The sequence below is a fragment of the Alphaproteobacteria bacterium genome (genome assembly GCA_016870095.1).
Classification (GTDB): Bacteria; Pseudomonadota; Alphaproteobacteria; order Paracaedibacterales; family VGCI01; genus VGCI01.
The window spans coordinates 174,178-194,317 of sequence record VGCI01000003.1 but is presented as its reverse complement, the minus strand read 5'-3'; the positions used below and the strand labels follow the sequence as shown (position 1 = coordinate 194,317).

Sequence of the window (20,140 nt, the reverse complement as noted above, 5' to 3'; positions counted from 1 at the left end):
CCTTGAAGAGGGGTGAAAATGGTTGAGCAACGGCGTATACATTGGTTTTGGATTACTCTTATGGGGCTCACAGCCTTCATAGGAACCCTTTACAGTTTAGGATCAATGCTCCTGCCTTTTCTCACAGCCTTTATCGGCGCTTATGCTTTGAATCGGCCCGCAACTTGGCTTTCTCAACATTATCTATCACGAGGTATAGCCAGCGGCCTTTTGGTTTTATCTTTGATTATTATATTAGTCACGTTAATGCTGATTGCTCTTCCTTACCTCCAACAACAACTTTTTCTGCTTGCCAGTAGTATTCCTCCTCTTATTGAACATCTATTTCAAAGCATTGCCCCTACCTTAGAGCGTGTTTCTCAAGATTACGGCACCCCGAGTGCTGCGGAACTAAAAACGCAAGTTATTAGTCACTTAGGGGATGTCCTAACCTGGTCGGTACGTGTCTTAACAAATTTATTGAGTAATGGCATGGCTTTGGCCAACTTATTGTCTTTGGTCATTTTAACACCTATCATCACATTCTATCTTTTAAAAGACTGGCCTCGTATGATTCAGAAAATAGATAATTTACTTCCGCAAAAGTGGGAACCTCAAATTCGCCAGCATGTCTTAACCATAGACCGAACCTTGTCTTCCTATGCAAAGGGTCAATCAACGATTTGTCTTATTTTAATGGTTTTATATGCGGTGAGCTTATGGGCAATTGGTCTTAAGCAGGGGATAATCGTTGGCATTTTAACCGGATTTATGTCTTTCATTCCCTACATTGGTATGCTTCTTGGATATTTAACAAGTTTAGGACTGATTTTTGCCAATTTCACCGACTGGTCTGCCATTGGCTTTGTCACACTTATATTTGTGTGTATTAGCCTAATTGAGGGAAATATCTTAATCCCTCGTTTCATTGGTCAAAAAATCGGACTGCACCCCGTATGGATAATCTTTGCTTTATTTGCAGCCGGCACATGGTTCGGCTTCATGGGCATTTTACTTGCTTTACCGATTACGGCTGCATTAGGGGTTGTGTCCCGCATTATTATAGATTGGTACCTTAACTCTTCCATCTATCAACAGACAATTTCTCAAAAAGGGCGCTTGAAAGCGCCACCTCGCCTTAAATGACCCGGGCGAACCAGCTGCTTCTAGACTTGTCTTACAAGCCGGATTATTCAAGTGCAAATTTTATGAAAAGCCCTTGTAATTGGGAAGCGTTAGAATGGATACACCGCTGGCCAAATTGGCCCATGAAAATGATCGCCATTTATGGAGAACCCAGCTGTGGCAAGACACATCTGGCGCATATCTGGCAGGAAAAGTCGGGGGCAAGCTATTTAACCATGCCAGAAGCTCTGATCTCATCGCCAGAAGAAATTTTAAAAGCAAATCAGGCTATTATTCTGGATGATGCGGAATTACACACCTCAACAAATGCTCAATCTCAAAAAGATCAAGAAGAGTGGATGTTTCACTTTTATAATCTTATTAAAGAAGAACAAAAAGACCTTCTCATCTGCAGTCGACAAGCGCCCAACCACTGGGGCGTTACCCTCCCGGATTTACGATCTCGCTTGAGCACAATTTTAAGTGTGGCCGTGAACCCACCGGATGAAAGTGTCTTACACGCCGTTCTTCTTAAACTCTGTGCAGAAAAGGGCATGTCCCTTTCAAGTGAAGTTGCCGAATATATTTTACGCCGCGTAGAACGTTCATTTGAGAGCATTCGCAATCTTGTCAATATCTTAGATCATGAAACACTTGTACTTCATCGCTCTCTCACCTTGGGATTGGTACGCGATGTTTTGAGTGACTTAGCTCCTAAACATATCTAACCTGCCTTAAATTGCCAAACTAAAATTCCAAGCAAAACATTTCTTTAAATGCACTGACAAGATATTTTTCAAGGGTTACATTGTCTATTTCACTAAATAGTTGCTTAAGCATAATGTCATCACCACTATATATAAGTTGTGAGCGTTTCGTATAAATAATTTCTCGTGCCCAATATATAATTTGAGACAAAGTTGCCTTATTTGGATTAAAATCCCTATACTTTCTATTAGGAAATTCTCTTATCTCTTTATCCTGCAAAATGGCAAAAAGGTTACCTATCACTATAGATATAACATTATTAGCATAATGCTTGTTTTCCTGTAATATTTTAGCAACTAACTCCTCAATATGTCCTTCTTTCAAAATATCTTCTAACGACACTAAAACAGGAAGAACTCCCTTTTCTTTCGCAATCAAATTTATATAGGGTGTTCCCTGAAATATATTAATAAAAACACTTCGGATCAATTTAGTGTTTTCAGAAGTTTTATGCCGCCAATCCACATAATTATAAATTAAATTGACATGGCCTAATTTTTTTATTCCCTCAAATAAAAGAACATAAGCACCTAACAAAAATTGATGATCTTCTAAGGTGTCAGTCTTATCCTCATATTCCCATTTTTGAAGAAGTTTAAAGCTCACTTCAAGAGACTCCTTTACTTCCTTTTCAAAAAACAAAAGTGCCATCGCAAAATTGATACGAAAATCCACATCGAAAAGTTCAGCTTTTTCACTTCTTTTGTACCAAATGACACATTCTGGATTTCTTTGATCCTGTAGATGTTTTGCCAGAATAGGAACAGCAGCTTTGTTTTGTTTTTTTGCAAGATCTCTTACAAAAGCTTCCTCTTTTTGTGCATTGTTTAGCCTTTCCTTAATCGTTAAGATCGCGTCTCTCTCCCCCTCTTCGGCAAACTTTAATAATTGCTTTTGCCAATTTGCCGCCTTAGCAGGGGATTGAACAAATTTTTTATAAGCCGAGCTTGCTTTGGAGCCACAAATTACAACATAATTATCGTCAGGTGAGGTTGTGGCATAGGTTTTTAAGGAAAATAGAGTTAGGAGAATAGAAATTAAAAGGTGAATATTTTTGTTCATGACCTTTAACCCTTAATTTTTAGCGAAATAATAAGATAATTTATATTATTAATAATTGCAATTATCTTTAGTTTTTTATTGATAGATCTCATTAAAAATCTATATTTTATTTAAAACTAAAATTCCAAGCAAAACATTTCTTTAAATGCACTGATAAGATATTTTTCAAGGGTTACATTGTCTATTTCACTAAATAGTTGCCTAAGCATAACATCATCTCCCGTATACTCAACAAGCTGAGCACGTCGGGTAATAATAATATCCCGTGCCCAAAAAGTAATTTGCTCCCGAGTCGCCTGAGTTGGTTTGAAATCCTTATATTTACGATGAGGAGCCTCTCTGGCATTTTTATCCTTCAAAATATCAGAGAGTTTGTGAACAACTGAAGAAACAACATTTTTATCATATTCTTGATGTCTACTTACAATTTTGAGCGCTATTTTCATTATATTTTCTGGTGTGAAAAGATCCTCAGGTTTAATCAAAATAGGCACTAAACCTGTCTCTTTTATAATAAGGTTTATATAAGGCGTTCCTTCAAATACTTCTATAAAAGTTTTGCGAACTCCTTCCATAACAGCAGGAAATCTATGTTTCCAGTTAACATGCTTTATAATTAAATCGGTATATTGAAGTTTTTTTGCGCTTTTAAATATCAGTTGATAAACTGCCACAAACGTTAACATATCTTGTTTACTGCTCGTCATATGTTCCCGATCCCATTTTTGGAGAAGAGCCAAAGCCTTATCCGTCACAACAATGGAAGGCTGCGAATAAATTAAAATTGCCATGGCATAGTTCGTTATACTATCGGGATCTGCAACATAATTATCATTACATTTTTGGTACCATATCAAGCATTCAGGATTATGAGCATCATCAAGGTGTCTTGCTAAGAAAGGAAAAACAAAACCATTTTGGGGAGTCGCGACGGTTCTTAGAAAAACTTCTTTTGATTGGGTAACAACTCCATTTGATTCGGCATTATTATAAAGGTTATAAACTGTATGAAAAGCATCTTTTTCGCCTTTTAGAGTAAACTCCACCAGTTTTTGAATAACCTTTTTCTCAGGTAGTCGTGGTGTACTAAAATACGCTTTATATTCTTGACTAGCATCTTCATTACAATAAACTTGAAATGGTGATTCTACAGCACTAACTTCGAAAATTTTAAGAGAGGAAAAAGTTAAGAAAAGAATGAATACTATGTAAAAATTAGGAATCATGATTTTAACCCGCATCGTTTATATTAAAGATACAAATATTTTTATTATTCTTTTTTTCTTTGATTTTAGTAGAACATATCTTTAATAATGTCAAGGATATTGACATACTTCCCTATAGAGAATACAGCTTATCCCTTTATCGACCGGGCATCAAATAGGATTGCAAAGTAAATAGCGCCGGCGCTGCTTCTTTCCATTTTTTAAAATTTCCCCCAAAAATAGCTACTCCTGAAGTGGGGAGAACTTGCGGCATGCTGGTTTGTCTTTGGGTGGAATTAACAACAAGGTTAAAAAAATCGCTCACTCCCGGATTATGCGCAATAATCATGACGAAATCAGAAGATTCCTCCAGAGATTGAAGACGGTTAATCAAATTGGCAGCGGGTGCGTGGTATAAAGCATCATCAAAGGCAAACTCGCACGACGAAGGCAAGATTGCTTTTATTCCTTCCAAGGTTTGACGGGTTCTTTTGACATTAGAACACAAGACAAGTTTAAGGCCTTGAAGTTCCCCTTGTAATTTTTTGCGAACCATCTCAAGTTCTTCTAACCCTTCACCAGATAAAGGGCGTTCCCGATCGGTGAGGCTGAATTGCTCAGGTTGGGAATCAGCATGACGCATAAGAATCAATTTTTTCATCGCAGTATAACTTCTATAAGGGATCTTAATTATATCTTAACCTGAAAAATCATTGATTCACAAGATCACTAAAGCTGTGGTACAAGAAGACGCACTCATTTGTCAATTAACGAACAATAGTCTATGCGAATTATTTCTGGAAAATTTAAAAGCCGAAAACTGATTTCACCCCCAACAAATTTAACACGTCCCACATCGGATCGGGCTCGCGAATCCGTATTTAATATTATTCAAAGTATCAAAAATTTGTTTTTCCAGGATGCTTTGGTGTTGGACGCATTTGCAGGGAGTGGCGCATTAGGCCTTGAGGCTTTATCACGTGGGGCCAAACACGTCACATTTATAGAAAATAGTCCGCAGACCGCACAAACCATAAAGGCAAATATTGCAAACTTTAACAGTGAGTCTTGCTGCACTCTTATTGTTGGAGATGCAACCACCCCCCCCAAAGCGCGCCAACCTATGCACCTGGTATTCTTAGACCCTCCCTATGATCAGCATTGTGAGGATGTCTGTATCTTGGCTCTTCAATACCAAGGATGGATAAGTGATCAAACACTTATTATTTTGGAAACGAGTTATAAAAGGGCCCTAAAATTACCCCCCTCTATCCAGCTTATAGATCAGCGGCGTTATGGAGCTGCGCTCGTTTCATTTTGTCGCATCATGCGCGATGATAGGGATGACCAATAAGAATTTGCTGTGCACGATAAATTTGTTCGACCAGCATTCCCCGCACGAGCAGATGGGGCCAGGTCATGCAACCCAATGAAATAAGTCGGTGACACCGCGACTTCACCGCATCACTTAAACCATCTGCACCCCCAATCACAAAAGTGAGGGCTTTAACGCCCTCATTGCGATAAGATTGAATGTTTTGGGCAAATTCTACGCTGGAAACTGACCTTCCTCGCTCATCCAATCCAATAACAACGCTATTAGAGTCAATGGCTTGAAGAAGAAGATCTCCTTCCCAAGTCTTAATTTGTTCCGGTGTTCCCAATTTGCGACAAACAACTTCCTGCATCTCAAAAGACCAAGAGAGACGCGGGCGATATTGATCTAAAATAGCTTTTTCAGGACCATTTTTTAAGTTTCCAACACAAAGAAGAATAAATTTCATAACTTAATGGGGAATCAAGAGATCGTTTCGGGGATTTCGACGCCCCACATTTTTTCCAAGTTGTAGAACTTTCGAACTTCGGGACGGAAAAGATGCACAATGACATCAAAAGCATCGACCAAAACCCAATCGCATTGAGGAATTCCTTCGATAACTGTCTTGATGCCATGGGCTTTTAGCTCTATTTGAACAGCTTCAGCCATGGCGCCAACTTGGCGGGCGGATTGACCGGTCGCAATAATCATGTAATCGGTAATGGATGTCTTCCCGATTAAGTCTAATGACACAATATCTTCTGCCTTCTTATCACTTAAAATCTTTTCGATTAAAGTGCAGAGATCTCGCGATGAAAGGGGTGATGATTTTTTCTTTCTGGTAATGACTAATTCTCCCTCAGCTACTTGTTGACTTCTTTCGCACAACAGAGCCCAGATTTTTGAAATTTTTTATGTACCCCTAGGGGCTTAAATAAAGATTATTCTCTACAAAAAAAGGGGACAACAAGCCCCCTTTTTTCTTATTGTTTATTTTCGTGAAAAAAGGGCCTAAAAATTAATACCCTTCCCGCTCCAAACGCTTACGCATCAACTTCCGGAAACGGCGGACCGCTTCAGCTTTCTCTCGCGCACGACGAATAGAAGGCTTTTCAAAGTGACGGCGCAATTTCATTTCCCGATAAATACCTTCACGTTGCATTTTTTTCTTTAGAACACGCAAAGCTTGGTCAATATTATTATCACGAACATCAACTTTCACGAATCATCAACTCCTTTCCATAAAATTTGGTTTATAAAACCATAAATCAAGCTTATAGCATGATTATTTTTCAAACACAATCATATCTGTGGGAATATAAACACTTAAATTTCCCCTAAAACAAATAAAATCATTGAGAAAATAGATACTTATTAACGATATGTTTATAAAAAACCCTTATTACTAAATTATGTGCGAAAATCCATTGAGAAGCTTTTAAGATGAAATTTACATTGAGAGAAATTATACTATCAATCCTCGTAATAACCACAATTAAGACAACTTTAGCCCATACAAAGATAAACTGTAAGGATTCTTGTACAGAGCATTTGGGCACACACGGGGCCGTTGTCTACAGTAAATTTCTAAAAAACCGTTTCTTAAAAGATCCATCGGCAGATTTTACAAACACAACCATTTTACCAAAAGTAGGCCAAGATGGTGCTCGCCAAACAAAAATTGTAGGAAGAGCAGTGAGGTGCCTGTTAGAGTGTTCAGCGGTAGCGACACCGAATTTTCATTGCAAATTTCTTGGAAATTTTAACTTAGATAAAAACGATCCAGCGGGAGCTAACCAATCTCAAGAAGAGTTGGCAAGAGGTGAGAAAGCTCTTGAATATGTTGGCACTTTATTGGACAAAACAGCTATATCCAATGACGCATCGGGACAACCAGGCAAAAGCAAATTAAAGAGAATGTTGGACCCAAAGGGTTTCCAAGATCAATGTGACAAAATTCTAGCTTCCAAGCCTAAGGAATTCAAGCAATTTGATAGAAACATAATTGTACTGAACAGATCTTTTAATCCGTAAAGACTTTTGAAACAAAGAACTTACAAAGGAATGAGAGATTTTTGTGCAAAAGATGAATGAGTAGCTTATTTGCATCACTTATATGTTTTCTGATTTATCCAAGCCCTTGTAACAATCGTGACGCTGCCGCTTGAGCCTCAACAGTAATTTCGGCACCTGATAACATCCGAGCTAGCTCATCCTGCCGCTCTTCAGGACTTAAACGACGAACAGAAGTGCGCATAAAAGTTCCTTGATCCTCTTTAAAGACTAAAAAGTGAGTTTTTGCATAGGCTGCAAGCTGAGGGGAGTGCGTTATACTTAAGACTTGGACATGATTCGCTAAATTTGACAACCGTTCTCCAATTGCTGCCGCAACAGCGCCACCAACTCCTGTATCAATTTCATCAAAAATGATTGTGGGAATTGAAGATCGACTGGCCAACACCACTTTTAAAGCCAACATCAAACGGGCCAATTCGCCACCGGACGCAGATTTACTCACACTGCAAAAATCTTGTCCTTTATTCATTGCCACCATAAAATCAATGCGGTCGAAACCAAAATCACCCCAGTGGGTTTCAGGCAATTCATGCACCTGGACCTTAAATTGACTTTGAGGAAGCATTAAAGCCGGCAATTCATTCATAACGGCTTCCTCAAGAACCAAGGCTGCTTCTATACGGCACTGATGCAAGTCTTGGGCAGACGCATAATAGGTTACTCGAGCCTGTGAAGCGGCTTTTGCATAACTGGCTAGTAGATCCGTTGCTTGCTCAAGGGACGCCAACTCATCCGTTCGCTTTTGTAGTAATTCACTTAAAGCATCCCCCATAACACCATACTTACGGGCAGCAGCCCTAAGTGCATAAAGTCGTTCATCAATTTCTAGGAGTCGACGGGGATGGTTTGCCAATTGATCAGCAATATCTTGTATTTGGGCATTGGCTTCAATCACTTCCCCTGAAGCTTTTTCCAACGCCTGGATGGCCGCATCAATTTTTCCATCTCCTTGACCCTGAACCTTTTGGAGGGACTTGGTTGCTGCATAAAGTGAGGATTCCATAGAGGGAGTTTGCAAGTGGGTGGTTGCCTCACGAATGGCTTCGCTTAATTTCCCAACGTGAGCCAAATCTGCCCGTTCTTTCAGCAACATTTCTTCTTCACCAGGTACGGCATTTAATTTTTTTAATTCTTCTAGCTGTAGCTTTAGAAAATCTTCATTTTGACGCAAAAAAGTAACATTTGATTCAGCTTCTTGCCATTGTTGATTTGCATTTTGCCACGTTATAAAATTATGAGAGACTGTTGTGCGTAAATTTTGTGCTTTTGCAAACTCGTCCAACAAATTACGGTAGGATGTTGGATCCAGAAGGCGATCAAATTGACCATGTATTTCTAAAAGAGCGTCACCCAAAACGCGTAACAACCCCACACTAACTATTTGGTCATTGATAAAAGCTCGACTTCGGCCCGAAGGATTCCCCTCTGCCGAGCTTGATCGACTTAAGATTCGACGAAAAACAAGAGTTGAAAGGGGTTGCGAGCTTTCATCGGTAAGACCATTATCTATCAAAAGCTTCGCGATAATAGGATTGTCTTTGATATAAAATTCTGCAGAAACAATAGCTTGATCTGTATTTAAGCGGATGAGGGATACGTCCCCCCTCATCCCTAATGCTAGCCCCAAAGCATCCAGAAGGATGGATTTTCCAGCCCCAGTTTCTCCGGTTAAAACGCTCAAGCCTTCATCCACACTTAAATGTAGTGTGTCAATCAAGACAAGATCTTTGATTGAAAGACTTAAGAGCATTCGAAAGCCTAATTATTCCTTTGTTTTTTGACGGGTTTTAATATTTCCACCAGAAACTGGTGCTTTTGTTAAAGGTGATGACTCTCCCACAATTTCTAGTGGTTTTTCAACACCCTTAGGCCCATTCCCCGGCTTAGGGGCTTCCTTTAATGCATCCGGCATATTCGTGCCAATCAATTGATAAGTATCTCCATACCAACTGCTTCCGGGATAGTTATATCCCAAAACAGCAGCAGTTTTTAGGGCTTGTTCCAAAATACCTAAAGCCAAATAACATTCCACCATACGGTGGAGAGCCTCTGGAGCATGAGATGTGGTTTGGAAACCCTCCACAACATTTTTAAAGCGGTTTAAAGCAGCCAAATAAGCTTGTTTGCCTAAGTAATAGCGCCCAACGTCCATTTCTTTACCTGCAAGATGGTCACGAATTAAATCAACCTTTAATTTGGCATCTTTGCCATAAGGAGTGGCGGGGAATCGCCGGATAACTTCTTCAAAAGCCCGCAAGGATTCTTCAGTGGTTTTTTGATCTCGTTCAATCATGGGGACTTGCTCATAATAGCAAATACCAACCATATAATAAGCATAAGCTATATGCTCATGACCTGGGTGAAGCTGTATGAAAACATTATAGTTTTCCAAAGCATCTTCATATTTCTTTCCCTGATAATAAGCATAGGCAGCCATTAATAATGCTTTTGGGGCTAAGGCTGAATAAGGATGTTGACGTTCAACTTCAACGAAGGCTTTAGCAGAGCGGATAAAACTTCCCTTTTCCAGATTATCCATACCTTGATTATAGAGGGATTCTACCGGAAGTTCCTCAAACAGAGTTTCACTATCAGAACATCCTGTCTGCACAAGTCCCATGAAAAGCCCCAAAGCAATACCTTTAGTTATCGTCTTCTTGTCCATTATCAATCCCTCATAATGAGTTTAAAAAAAATCTGCCCTCACCATAGCATAACCTGGTGGTGAACAGATACCTTGATTTTATTTTGCATCTGACATTTCGTCTAGTGCATGAAAAATCATCTCGTGCTAAAGTTTCATTTAAGATATAACTTAGCCGTAATGAGAAAGAAAAATGCCTGAGCTCCCCTCACCCCATTTAATACCCAGTGTGGCACCATACCTTAATAATTACTTACCTATAATGATTTTTTTTATTCTGGCTATAGGTCTTTCAATTGCATTGCTTGTTCTCAATCATCTCCGCTCCACCCGAAACCCGGATCCGGAAAAAATTTCTCCTTATGAATGTGGATTTAATGCTTTTGAAGACACGCGCCACCGATTTGATGTTCGATTTTATCTTATTGCCATATTATTCATTATTTTTGATCTAGAAATTGCTTTTCTTTTTCCCTGGGCCATAACTTTAAGTAAAATTGGCCTGTTTGGCTTTTGCTCAATGATTAGTTTTTTGAGTATTTTAACAATTGGGTTCATTTATGAATGGAAAAAAGGGGCATTGGAATGGGAGTAGAGTTAACAATCCCAAAATCTGGTGATTTACAAAATAAATTACCTCCAGAACTAAGAGATGAAAAACAATTGTTTAGCGCAATATCCCAGACACTTAATGATAAAGGATATATCATTACAAAACTCGATAATTTGGCAGCATGGGCCCAAAGCGGTTCCTTATGGCCTATGACATTTGGTTTGGCGTGTTGCGCCATCGAAATGATGCATACAGCTGCTAGTCGCTATGATTTGGATCAGTTTGGCATTATCATGCGCCCCAGTCCTCGTCAATCAGATGTTATGATTGTCGCCGGCACGCTGACGAATAAAATGGCCCCTGCCTTGCGCAAAGTTTATGATCAAATGGCAGAGCCCCGCTGGGTCATTTCTATGGGGAGCTGTGCAAATGGTGGGGGATATTATCATTATTCTTACTCAGTCGTGCGCGGATGTGACCGCATTGTTCCGGTTGATGTTTATGTCCCGGGATGTCCTCCAACAGCTGAGGCCTTATTGTACGGAATTATGTTACTGCAAGAAAAAATCAAACGTGGTTCACAAATAGCGCGCTAAAGACTAAACTAGCAAGTGAAGATTGAGAAGGTAGCCTTCATGATAGATAATAAAAAAACGGAATCTCTAAAGAATTTGGCGGCAATAATTGAGGACCACCTAGGACCGGATCTTATTCACATAGATTATGCTTTGGAAGAGTTAACTTTGACCGTTTATGCAGGATCAATCACCCGGGTTTTGACCATCTTAAAAGACAATAGTAAATGTTTGTTCAAGCAACTCATTGATATTTGCTCTATAGATTACCCTGAGCGACTTCAAAGATTTGATGTTGTTTATCACTTGTTAAGTGTGGAAAAAAACCAACGAATTCGTATCAAAGTTGCAACAGATGGCATAACGCCGCTTTCTTCCGTAACAGGTATTTATGCTTGTGCAAACTGGTATGAACGAGAAGTTTGGGATATGATGGGTATCCCGTTTGCAGATCACCCAGATTTACGCCGACTCTTAACAGATTATAACTTTGAGGGTCACCCTTTACGCAAAGATTTTCCATTAACAGGCTTCTATGAAGTACGTTACGACGAAACTGAAAAGCGCGTTGTTTATAATCCCGTTTCTTTGTCCCAGGATTACCGCACTTTTGATTTCTTAAGTCCCTGGGAAGGCATGTTAGATACGAAGACCAAAACGCAAGAATCAAATACAAACCCTTCCCTCCTCTCAGACCCACAGGTCAGAAAATGACAAAGCATACCCTAAACTTTGGGCCCCAACATCCTGCTGCACATGGCGTTTTACGCCTTGTTCTTGAGCTTGATGGGGAAGTGGTAGAACGCGCTGATCCTCATATCGGTTTCCTCCACAGAGGAACAGAAAAACTCATTGAGCAGAAAACTTATCTGCAAGCGATTCCTTATTTTGATCGGCTCGATTATGTGTCTCCTATGAATCAAGAACATGCTTTTGTTCTTGCTATTGAAAAACTTCTGGGCGTAACAGCTCCTGTTAGAGCTCAATATATTCGGGTTCTTTACTCTGAACTCACCCGCATATCCAACCATTTATTGAATATTGCCACATTTGCCATGGACGTGGGGGCTATCACGCCATTTTTATGGGCATTTGAAGAACGCGAAATCATCATGGAATTTTACGAACGCGTTTGTGGTGCTCGCCTTCACGCCGCCTACGTCCGTCCCGGTGGTGTTCACCAAGACTTGCCTGAAGGTCTTATTGAAGAAATTGAGGCCTTCGCTTTACGGTTTCCAAAAGTCATTGATGATATAGAAACTCTTCTAACAGAAAATCGTATCTTTAAAATGCGCACTGTTGATATTGGGAAAATTACAGCTGATGATGCATTAAATTGGGGATTTACAGGCCCTATGCTTCGTGCCAGTGGCATACCATGGGATTTGCGCAAATCTCAACCTTACGAAATTTATGATCAGTTGGATTTCGACATCCCTATTGGCAAGCATGGTGATTGTTACGACAGATATTTGGTTCGCGTTGCGGAGATGCGAGAATCTGTAAAATTAATTCATCAATGTGTTGATAATATGCCCCAAGGTCCAATAATGACGGATGATGCCCGCATAGCCCCCCCTCCTCGAGCAGAAATGAAACGATCGATGGAAGCCATGATTAATCATTTTAAATATTACACAGAAGGTATTCATGTCCCCGCAGGTGAAGTTTATACTGCCGTGGAAGCCCCTAAGGGAGAATTTGGCGTCTATCTTGTCTCTCAGGGGACAAATCGTGCCTATCGTTGCAAAATACGTGCGCCTTCTTATTCCTTTCTACAGGCAACAGACTTTTTATCCAGAGGACATATGCTAGCGGATGTGGTTGCTATTGTTGGGTCTTTAGATATCGTTTTTGGAGAGATTGACCGATGACAGGGAACAAGCATATCTCCTCAGCTGAAGCCACGGAAGAGAATTTTACCTTCTCCACAGAGAACCAAGATGTTGTCATAGAAATACTCAAGAAATACCCAGTTGGTCGACAAGCCAGTGCGATTTTGCCCCTGTTAGATTTGGCTCAAAGACAGAATGGGGGGTGGCTTCCCCGATCCGCCATTGAAACTGTTGCTCTCTTGATAAAAATGCCTTTTATTCGAGCCCTAGAGGTTGCAACTTTCTACACAATGTTTAACTTGAAACCCGTTGGCAAGCATCATATCCAACTCTGTCGCACGACCCCGTGTTGGCTAAGGGGGGGAGCAGACATTCAATCGGTTTGCGAATCTCACTTAGGTATTAAGCCGGGTGAAGTTACAACTGATGGTAAATTTAGCTTGATGGAAGTTGAGTGTATCGGCGCTTGTATTAATGCACCTGTTGTTCAGATTAATGATGATTACTTGGAAAACCTGAACCCAGAATCTATGAAAGTTATTTTACAAAACTTGGCAACAGGAAAAACTATTTCCTCCCCCGCAAAACCCTCATCAAAAGCTCAAAAAAACCAACTCGATCATAAAAAGGGAATGAGTTAATGCTCACTACTCAAGATCGCATCTTCACCAATTTATCTGGATCCAGCTCCCCCTTCTTAAAGGCAGCCAAGACTCGGGGAGATTGGGATTCAATAAAAAGTCTTTTGTCTAAAGAACCGGATTGGATTATCAATGAAATTCTAACATCCTGCCTAAGGGGCCGAGGTGGCGCCGGATTTCCCACGGGAAAAAAATGGTCTTTTATGCCAAAAGTCAGTGACGGTCGCCCTTCATATCTTATCGTCAATGCAGATGAAAGTGAGCCCGGAACGTGCAAAGATCGTGATATTTTACGCTATGAGCCCCATAAACTTATTGAAGGATGTCTATTAGCTGCTTTTGCCATCAGGGCTCATGTAGGTTATATCTACGTGCGGGGAGAATATGTTCGTGAGGCCGAAATTCTTCAACAAGCAATAGATGAAGCATATGCCGCCAGTTTATTAGGCAAAAATGCGGCTAAATCTGGTTGGGACTTTGACTTATACATTCACCGCGGTGCTGGAGCTTACATTTGTGGAGAGGAATCTGCTCTTCTAGAAAGTCTTGAAGGTCGTAAAGGGATGCCTCGTCTCAAGCCTCCTTACCCAACCAACATGGGTCTTTATGGCTGTCCCACAATTATTAATAATGTAGAAACAATAGCCGTGGTGCCCACGATATTACGGCGCGGTGGCGATTGGTTCGCGGGACTTGGCCGTCCCAACAATACAGGAACAAAAATTTTCTGTATTTCAGGGCACGTGAATACCCCTTGTAATGTTGAAGAGGAAATGGGAATCCCCTTGAAAGAGTTGATCGAAAAGCATGCCGGGGGAGTGCGAGGGGGTTGGAAAAACCTTAAAGCTATTATTCCCGGTGGCTCTTCAGTGTCTCTATTACCGAAGTCGATTTGTGATACGGTGTTAATGGATTTTGATAGTTTAAGTAACGTAAAAAGTGGTTTAGGTACCGCTGCAGTTATTGTGATGGATCAATCCACAGACATTATCAAAGCCATCTCCCATTTATCTCGCTTCTATATGCACGAAAGTTGTGGGCAATGCACACCTTGCCGCGAAGGAACAGGGTGGATGTGGCGCATGATGGAACGTATTGGACAAGGGCAAGCTTCTCTTAAAGATATTGACTTATTAGAAGAAGTTGCGGGACAAGTAGAAAACCATACTATTTGTGCTTTAGGGGATGCAGCCGCCTGGCCTGTCCAGGGGTTAATTCGCCATTACCGTCAAGAAATGGAAGATAGTATTCATCAATCAACAGCTCAGCAGCCCCTAGGATAAGCGGATGATGTCTGATATAATTTTTATGATTAAAGAAGGGAAGATCTAGGGATATGGGAATGTTTCTCTTCATGAAATTTGCAAACTTTCCTCATCCTTCCGATCTCAAACCTTCTTGGCACCGAAAAAGGACCAGAGTATGCCAAAGCTGACTATTAATGAAATGGAAGTCGAAGTTGAAGAGGGATCGACTGTTCTTCAAGCGTGTGAACAGTTGGGCATTGAAATTCCCGTATTTTGTTATCATCCCAAACTTTCTATTGCCGGCAACTGCCGTATGTGTCTTGTTCAAATAGGTTCATCCTCTAAACCTATTGCCAGCTGCTCCATGCCAGCTACTGAAGGCATGGATATTAAAACCCATACTCCCGTCGTTCAAAAAGCTCGAGAAGGTGTTCTGGAATTTTTATTGATTAACCATCCGCTTGATTGCCCCATTTGCGACCAAGGCGGCGAGTGTGATCTACAAGACATTACGCGCAATTATTCGCGAGGAAAAAGTCGCTTTTCTTTAAACAAAAGAGCCGTGCCCGATAAACCTATGGGGCCATTAATAAAAACAACGATGACGCGTTGCATTCACTGTACCCGATGTGTCAGATTTGCAAATGAAATTGCTGGCTCTCCCGAAATAGGCGCTTGTGGTCGAGGAGAACACATGGAAATCACAAGCTATATAGGAACAGCGATTACCTCAGAACTTTCCGGCAATATGATTGACATTTGTCCCGTCGGTGCTTTGACAAGCAAGCCCTATGCATTTCATGGGCGACCTTGGGAATTGACCAAAACAGATACTATCGATGTATTGGATGCTGTGGGAAGCAATATTCGTGTAGATAGCCGAGGACAAGAAATCTTAAGAATATTACCACGTCTCAATGAAGAAATTAATGAAGAATGGATTTCTGACAAGACACGTTTTGCCTATGACGGATTAAAACAACAGAGGCTTGATCAACCTTATATTCGTCAAGAAGGAAAGCTCATACCAGCAACATGGGAAGAAGCATTTGGGCACATTCAAAAACATCTCAAAGGTGTTCATGGAAAAGGGATAGCTGCTCTTGTAGGAGATCAGGTGGATTGTGAATCCATGATTGCTTTAAAAGATCTCATGACGCATCTCAAAAGTCCCCACATGGATTGTCGCCAAGATGGAACTCACTGGGATGCACGATCTCGGGGAGCTTACTTATTTAACACCACCATCGCAGGTATCGAGAAAGCGGATCTTATTCTCCTTATTGCAACAAACCCCCGTCATGAAGCTCCTCTTATTAATGCACGTATACGTAAGCGCTACCTAAGAAGCAGTCTCTCACAACCTCTTGAAATCGCGTCAATAGGACCTGTAATTGACTTAACTTATCCTGTTGATTGTTTAGGAGAGAATGCTAAAACGATTAAGGAAATTTTAGAAGGTAAGCACGCCTTTTCCCAAAAATTAAAGGCCGTCCAACGCCCCATGCTTATTTTAGGTCAAGGGGCAATGAACCGTCGTGATAGTTTAGAAATCTTAAATTTATGTCAAAAAATTGTTGAAAAGTATGGCTTTATTCAAAACGATTGGAATGGTTTCAATACCCTTCACACCGCTGCTGCGCGTGTTGGTGGCCTTGACATTGGTTTTCTTCCCCAAACGGGTGGACTCGATACAGCCGGTATCATAAACGCGGCTCATAATGGGGAATTAAAAGTTCTTTACCTTTTAGGAGCTGATGAAATTCCCATGACTGAATTGGGAGAAACCTTTGTTATATATCAAGGTCATCACGGCGATGCGGGCGCTCATCGCGCAGATGTTATTTTGCCCGGCGCAACTTATACGGAGAAAAATGCAACTTATGTGAATACGGAAGGTCGCCCACAACACACAAATTCCGCTGTCCCCCCTCCTGGAATGGCCAAAGAAGATTGGCGCATTATTCGGTCTTTATCACAAACCTTAGGACATCCGTTACCTTATGATACTTTACAACAGGTACGAGACCGGTTAATTGCAGAAAATTCCATTTTCGCAGCTACAGGTCAAATCATCTCAAGCTCATGGGAAATGTTACCATCAGGAACGCCAGAAACTTTAAGTCAACTTGCTTTTCAACTTCCTATTCAAAATTTTTATAGAACGGATCCGATTAGTCGACACTCATTAACTATGGCTCATTGTTCTAAATCTGTTGAACAGACGCGTCAGGTGAACCATGGCTGAATTTAAAGAAATTTTCTGGGATTATTTTATGACTACGGTAATAATGTGCGGCAAAATTTTGTTAATCGTCGTTCCCTTAATTTTAGCCATAGCTTATTTAACGCTCTTTGAAAGAAAAGTTCTTGCTGGCATGCAACTTCGCCGGGGCCCTAACCGCGTGGGACCCTTTGGCCTACTCCAACCGATCGCAGATGGACTAAAACTTCTTCATAAGGAAGTCATAATTCCCAAAGCATCCAATCCCCTACTTTTTGTTTTAGCACCCATCATTACTTTCAGCCTGAGCTTAGCAGCTTGGGCTGTTATTCCTTTTGATTTAGGAGTAGCATTAGCAGACATCAATGTTGGGGTTTTATACTTATTCGCCATTTCGTCGTTAGGAGTATATGGCATTATCATTGCGGGCTGGTCCAGCAATTCCAAATACGCATTCTTAGGAGCGCTCCGCTCCGCTGCCCAAATGATTTCCTATGAAGTCTCTATGGGACTAATCATCGTATCTGTTCTATTATGTTCAGGGTCTTTAAATTTAACAAAAATTGTCCAAGCCCAAGAAAATTTGTGGTTTGCCATTCCCCTATTTCCCATGTTTATCGTATTTTTCATTTCCATTTTAGCAGAAACAAATCGAACGCCGTTTGACTTGCCTGAAGCAGAAGCAGAGCTTGTAGCCGGCTATCATGTTGAATATTCTTCACTACCATTTGCCTTATTCTTCTTAGGAGAATATGCAAACATGATATTGTTAAGTGCTATGACCACGATTCTTTTCTTTGGAGGATGGTTACCCCCGATGGCCATAACCCCCTTCACTTGGATTCCAGGAATTATATGGTTTGTCCTAAAAATTTGTTTCTTCTTATTTGTATTTCTTTGGGTTAGAGCTACATTACCCCGATATCGTTATGATCAGCTGATGCGTTTGGGATGGAAAATATTTTTACCCTTCACCCTTGCTTGGGTTGTTTTAACGGCTGGGGTTTTATTAATGATGGGATGGCTTCCCCATGGATCATAGGAGTAAAGAAATGTCATCATTCATGCGTCGAATTCGCAGCTGGACATTGATTGAAATTGTTCTCGGACTTGCTCAAAGCTTTTCTTATATTTTTAAACGAAAAGTAACCTTAAACTATCCTTACGAAAAAGGGCGATTAAGTGCTCGTTTTCGGGGAGAACACGCGTTACGACGTTATCCAAATGGTGAGGAAAGGTGTATTGCGTGCAAACTCTGTGAAGCCGTTTGCCCAGCCCAAGCGATTACCATAGAAGCCGAAGAACGAGAAGATGGCAGTCGCAGAACTACGCGTTATGATATTGACATGGTAAAATGCATTTATTGTGGCTTGTGCCAAGAATCTTGCCCTGTTGATGCTATTGTTGAAGGCCCAAACTTTGAATTTTCAACATTCACCCGTGAAGAATTATATTATGATAAGGAAAAACTTCTGTCGAATGGCGACAGATGGGAACAAGAAATTGCCGAAAACTTATCTGTTGACGCGAAATATAAATAGGATCCATCCATGATACAAACGGCTTTCTTTTATTTATTTTCTGGTACCCTTATTGGATCAGCCTTAATGGTGATTTTGGGTCGCAATCCTGTGCATTCTGTCTTGTTTCTTATTCTTGCCTTTTTGAATGCAGCTGGTTTATTTTTGTTAGCTGGTTCTGAATTGTTGGCAATGATTATGGTTATTGTATATGTCGGTGCTGTTGCTGTCCTCTTCTTATTCGTGGTTATGATGCTTGATATTGATTTTAAAGACCTTTCAAGAGGTATGGCAAAATATAGCGTCATCGGACTCTTGGTTGGCTTGATTTTCGCAGGAGAATTGATCACCGTGGCTATTTTATGGCTATCCCACCCTAAAGCCCAAGCAGACAATGCTCATACCACTCCTGAAACAATTTCTAATGCGCATGCTATTGGGCAAATTTTGTATACAGACTATTTTTATATTTTCCAACTCTCGGGCATTATTCTTCTGGTCGCTATGGTGGGGGCTATTGTTTTGACGTTGCGTCCGCGCAGAGCGTCTTATATTCAAAATTATCGTGATCAATTAAATAGATCACCAAAAAATTCACTGGAAATGATAAAAATTCCATCTGGCAAAGGACTTGAGGACTATGGGAACTTATAAAGAAGGGAGCTCATGTTATGCTTGAACTCACGCTGACACATTATCTTGTTGTCTCATCAATTGTCTTTACCTTAGGCGTAATGGGTGTATTTTTAAACCGCCGCAATATTATTATTGTGTTGATGTCCATTGAGTTGATGCTTTTGGCCGTCAATATTAACTTTGTCGCTTTTTCTTGGTTTTTAAAAGACTTAAGTGGGCAAGTTTTTTCCCTCTTTATCCTAACCGTAGCTGCCGCAGAAGCCGCAATTGGTTTGGCTATCCTGGTTGTATATTTTCGCAACCGCGCAACCATAAAAATAGACGATTTAAGTCAAATGAAAGGGTAGAGATGCCTGATTATTTTGGCATCCCTTATTTCGTTTTTTCTACTTTAACAAGAACTGCGTTTTTGCGGCCATTATGGGGATTTGTAATGTTTACTTGAATGTCAGCCGTCTCAAACCCTAATGAAATCATTTTTTCTTTAAGCTGCACATAAATAGCATTCGTAAATTTAAGAATTTCACGGTTTTGGCCGGCCAGGAATTTTTGCTGAATATTTGATATCCGAACTCTATTGGCATACATCAATGCATTTAATTGCTCTAAGGCTGGATTTGCTAACAAGAGTGCCTCAAAATCAGCTTGACTCATATTTTGCGAATTTAGAGTAGTATTAGGGGGAAAACCAGCCAACTTATTAAACTTTTCCTTAAACTTATTATTCAAGTC

General features: G+C 40.5%; 24 protein-coding genes. 15 read left to right on the top strand and 9 right to left on the bottom strand.

The window, feature by feature from the left end:
* The first annotated feature begins 18 nt into the window (after positions 1-18).
* Both FJX03_03760 and FJX03_03755 read left to right on the top strand, forming a co-directional pair.
* Positions 19-1,125, top strand: coding sequence for an AI-2E family transporter (locus tag FJX03_03760; GenBank protein ID MBM3632810.1), 1,107 nt, complete (start codon positions 19-21; stop codon positions 1,123-1,125).
* Positions 1,122-1,832: a DNA replication protein gene (locus FJX03_03755; protein MBM3632809.1), complete on the top strand. Its 711-nt coding sequence runs from the start codon at positions 1,122-1,124 to the stop codon at positions 1,830-1,832. The genes FJX03_03760 and FJX03_03755 overlap by 4 nt, the downstream gene beginning before the upstream one ends.
* Positions 1,833-1,851: 19 nt before the next feature.
* Here the strand turns inward: FJX03_03755 and FJX03_03750 are convergent, their stop codons facing one another.
* From FJX03_03750 to FJX03_03740, 3 genes are all read right to left on the bottom strand, one after another.
* Entirely contained in the window at positions 1,852-2,934 is a 1,083-nt protein-coding gene (locus tag FJX03_03750) for a hypothetical protein (GenBank protein ID MBM3632808.1), read from the bottom strand.
* A 116-nt stretch (positions 2,935-3,050) separates the two neighbouring features.
* Positions 3,051-4,160 (bottom strand): hypothetical protein, encoded by a 1,110-nt coding sequence (locus tag FJX03_03745; protein MBM3632807.1) that lies wholly within the window; start codon positions 4,158-4,160, stop codon positions 3,051-3,053.
* A 136-nt stretch (positions 4,161-4,296) separates the two neighbouring features.
* Positions 4,297-4,800 (bottom strand): hypothetical protein, encoded by a 504-nt coding sequence (locus FJX03_03740; protein ID MBM3632806.1) that lies wholly within the window; start codon positions 4,798-4,800, stop codon positions 4,297-4,299.
* A 123-nt stretch (positions 4,801-4,923) separates the two neighbouring features.
* Here FJX03_03740 and rsmD point away from each other — a divergent pair, with 123 nt between their 5' ends.
* Positions 4,924-5,493: a 16S rRNA (guanine(966)-N(2))-methyltransferase RsmD gene (rsmD, locus tag FJX03_03735; protein MBM3632805.1), complete on the top strand. Its 570-nt coding sequence runs from the start codon at positions 4,924-4,926 to the stop codon at positions 5,491-5,493.
* On the opposite strand, the gene FJX03_03730 is transcribed toward rsmD, so the two are convergent.
* The 3 genes from FJX03_03730 to rpsU form a co-directional block, all read right to left on the bottom strand.
* A complete protein-coding gene (locus FJX03_03730; protein MBM3632804.1) occupies positions 5,465-5,923 on the bottom strand; it encodes a 23S rRNA (pseudouridine(1915)-N(3))-methyltransferase RlmH in 459 nt (152 codons plus the stop codon). The two genes, rsmD and FJX03_03730, sit on opposite strands and share 29 nt — an antisense overlap.
* 14 nt (positions 5,924-5,937) lie before the next feature.
* Positions 5,938-6,303 carry a ribosome silencing factor gene (rsfS, locus tag FJX03_03725; GenBank protein ID MBM3632803.1) on the bottom strand — a complete coding sequence of 122 codons (366 nt, stop codon included), beginning with the start codon at positions 6,301-6,303 and terminating at the stop codon, positions 5,938-5,940.
* A 172-nt stretch (positions 6,304-6,475) separates the two neighbouring features.
* Entirely contained in the window at positions 6,476-6,679 is a 204-nt protein-coding gene (gene rpsU / locus FJX03_03720) for a 30S ribosomal protein S21 (GenBank protein ID MBM3632802.1), read from the bottom strand.
* 221 nt (positions 6,680-6,900) lie between these two features.
* Here rpsU and FJX03_03715 point away from each other — a divergent pair, with 221 nt between their 5' ends.
* Entirely contained in the window at positions 6,901-7,491 is a 591-nt protein-coding gene (locus FJX03_03715; GenBank protein MBM3632801.1) for a hypothetical protein, read from the top strand.
* Positions 7,492-7,585: 94 nt separating this feature from the next.
* On the opposite strand, the gene recN is transcribed toward FJX03_03715, so the two are convergent.
* Positions 7,586-9,283 (bottom strand): DNA repair protein RecN, encoded by a 1,698-nt coding sequence (gene recN / locus FJX03_03710; protein ID MBM3632800.1) that lies wholly within the window; start codon positions 9,281-9,283, stop codon positions 7,586-7,588.
* A gap of 12 nt (positions 9,284-9,295) precedes the next feature.
* Positions 9,296-10,153: an outer membrane protein assembly factor BamD gene (locus FJX03_03705; protein ID MBM3632799.1), complete on the bottom strand. Its 858-nt coding sequence runs from the start codon at positions 10,151-10,153 to the stop codon at positions 9,296-9,298.
* Between the two features lie 217 nt (positions 10,154-10,370).
* On the opposite strand from FJX03_03705, the gene FJX03_03700 reads away from it, so the two are divergent.
* The 11 genes from FJX03_03700 to nuoK all read left to right on the top strand — a co-directional run bounded on the left by FJX03_03700 (position 10,371) and on the right by nuoK (position 19,755).
* Complete coding sequence (locus FJX03_03700) at positions 10,371-10,772, top strand: NADH-quinone oxidoreductase subunit A (protein ID MBM3632798.1); 402 nt, start codon at positions 10,371-10,373, stop codon at positions 10,770-10,772.
* Complete coding sequence (locus FJX03_03695; protein MBM3632797.1) at positions 10,763-11,326, top strand: NADH-quinone oxidoreductase subunit B; 564 nt, start codon at positions 10,763-10,765, stop codon at positions 11,324-11,326. The genes FJX03_03700 and FJX03_03695 overlap by 10 nt, the downstream gene beginning before the upstream one ends.
* Before the next feature lie 39 nt (positions 11,327-11,365).
* A complete protein-coding gene (locus tag FJX03_03690) occupies positions 11,366-12,019 on the top strand; it encodes an NADH-quinone oxidoreductase subunit C (GenBank protein MBM3632796.1) in 654 nt (217 codons plus the stop codon).
* Entirely contained in the window at positions 12,016-13,179 is a 1,164-nt protein-coding gene (locus FJX03_03685; protein MBM3632795.1) for an NADH-quinone oxidoreductase subunit D, read from the top strand. Before FJX03_03690 ends, FJX03_03685 begins: the two co-directional genes overlap by 4 nt.
* Complete coding sequence (gene nuoE / locus FJX03_03680; GenBank protein ID MBM3632794.1) at positions 13,176-13,781, top strand: NADH-quinone oxidoreductase subunit NuoE; 606 nt, start codon at positions 13,176-13,178, stop codon at positions 13,779-13,781. Before FJX03_03685 ends, nuoE begins: the two co-directional genes overlap by 4 nt.
* Positions 13,781-15,064, top strand: a complete 1,284-nt coding sequence (gene nuoF / locus FJX03_03675; GenBank protein MBM3632793.1) for an NADH-quinone oxidoreductase subunit NuoF — start codon at positions 13,781-13,783, stop codon at positions 15,062-15,064. The genes nuoE and nuoF overlap by 1 nt, the downstream gene beginning before the upstream one ends.
* Positions 15,065-15,203: 139 nt before the next feature.
* Complete coding sequence (locus FJX03_03670; protein ID MBM3632792.1) at positions 15,204-17,276, top strand: NADH-quinone oxidoreductase subunit G; 2,073 nt, start codon at positions 15,204-15,206, stop codon at positions 17,274-17,276.
* On the top strand, positions 17,269-18,294 hold the full coding sequence (gene nuoH / locus FJX03_03665; GenBank protein MBM3632791.1) for an NADH-quinone oxidoreductase subunit NuoH: 1,026 nt from the start codon (positions 17,269-17,271) through the stop codon (positions 18,292-18,294). The genes FJX03_03670 and nuoH overlap by 8 nt, the downstream gene beginning before the upstream one ends.
* 10 nt (positions 18,295-18,304) lie before the next feature.
* On the top strand, positions 18,305-18,793 hold the full coding sequence (gene nuoI / locus FJX03_03660) for an NADH-quinone oxidoreductase subunit NuoI (GenBank protein MBM3632790.1): 489 nt from the start codon (positions 18,305-18,307) through the stop codon (positions 18,791-18,793).
* 9 nt (positions 18,794-18,802) lie between these two features.
* Positions 18,803-19,426 (top strand): NADH-quinone oxidoreductase subunit J, encoded by a 624-nt coding sequence (locus FJX03_03655; GenBank protein ID MBM3632789.1) that lies wholly within the window; start codon positions 18,803-18,805, stop codon positions 19,424-19,426.
* Between the two features lie 17 nt (positions 19,427-19,443).
* The gene (nuoK, locus tag FJX03_03650) at positions 19,444-19,755 is read left to right on the top strand and encodes an NADH-quinone oxidoreductase subunit NuoK (GenBank protein ID MBM3632788.1); all 312 of its coding nucleotides are present in this window, start codon (positions 19,444-19,446) and stop codon (positions 19,753-19,755) included.
* Between the two features lie 25 nt (positions 19,756-19,780).
* Here the strand turns inward: nuoK and FJX03_03645 are convergent, their stop codons facing one another.
* Positions 19,781-20,104: a hypothetical protein gene (locus tag FJX03_03645; GenBank protein ID MBM3632787.1), complete on the bottom strand. Its 324-nt coding sequence runs from the start codon at positions 20,102-20,104 to the stop codon at positions 19,781-19,783.
* Between the last annotated feature and the right edge of the window lie 36 nt (positions 20,105-20,140).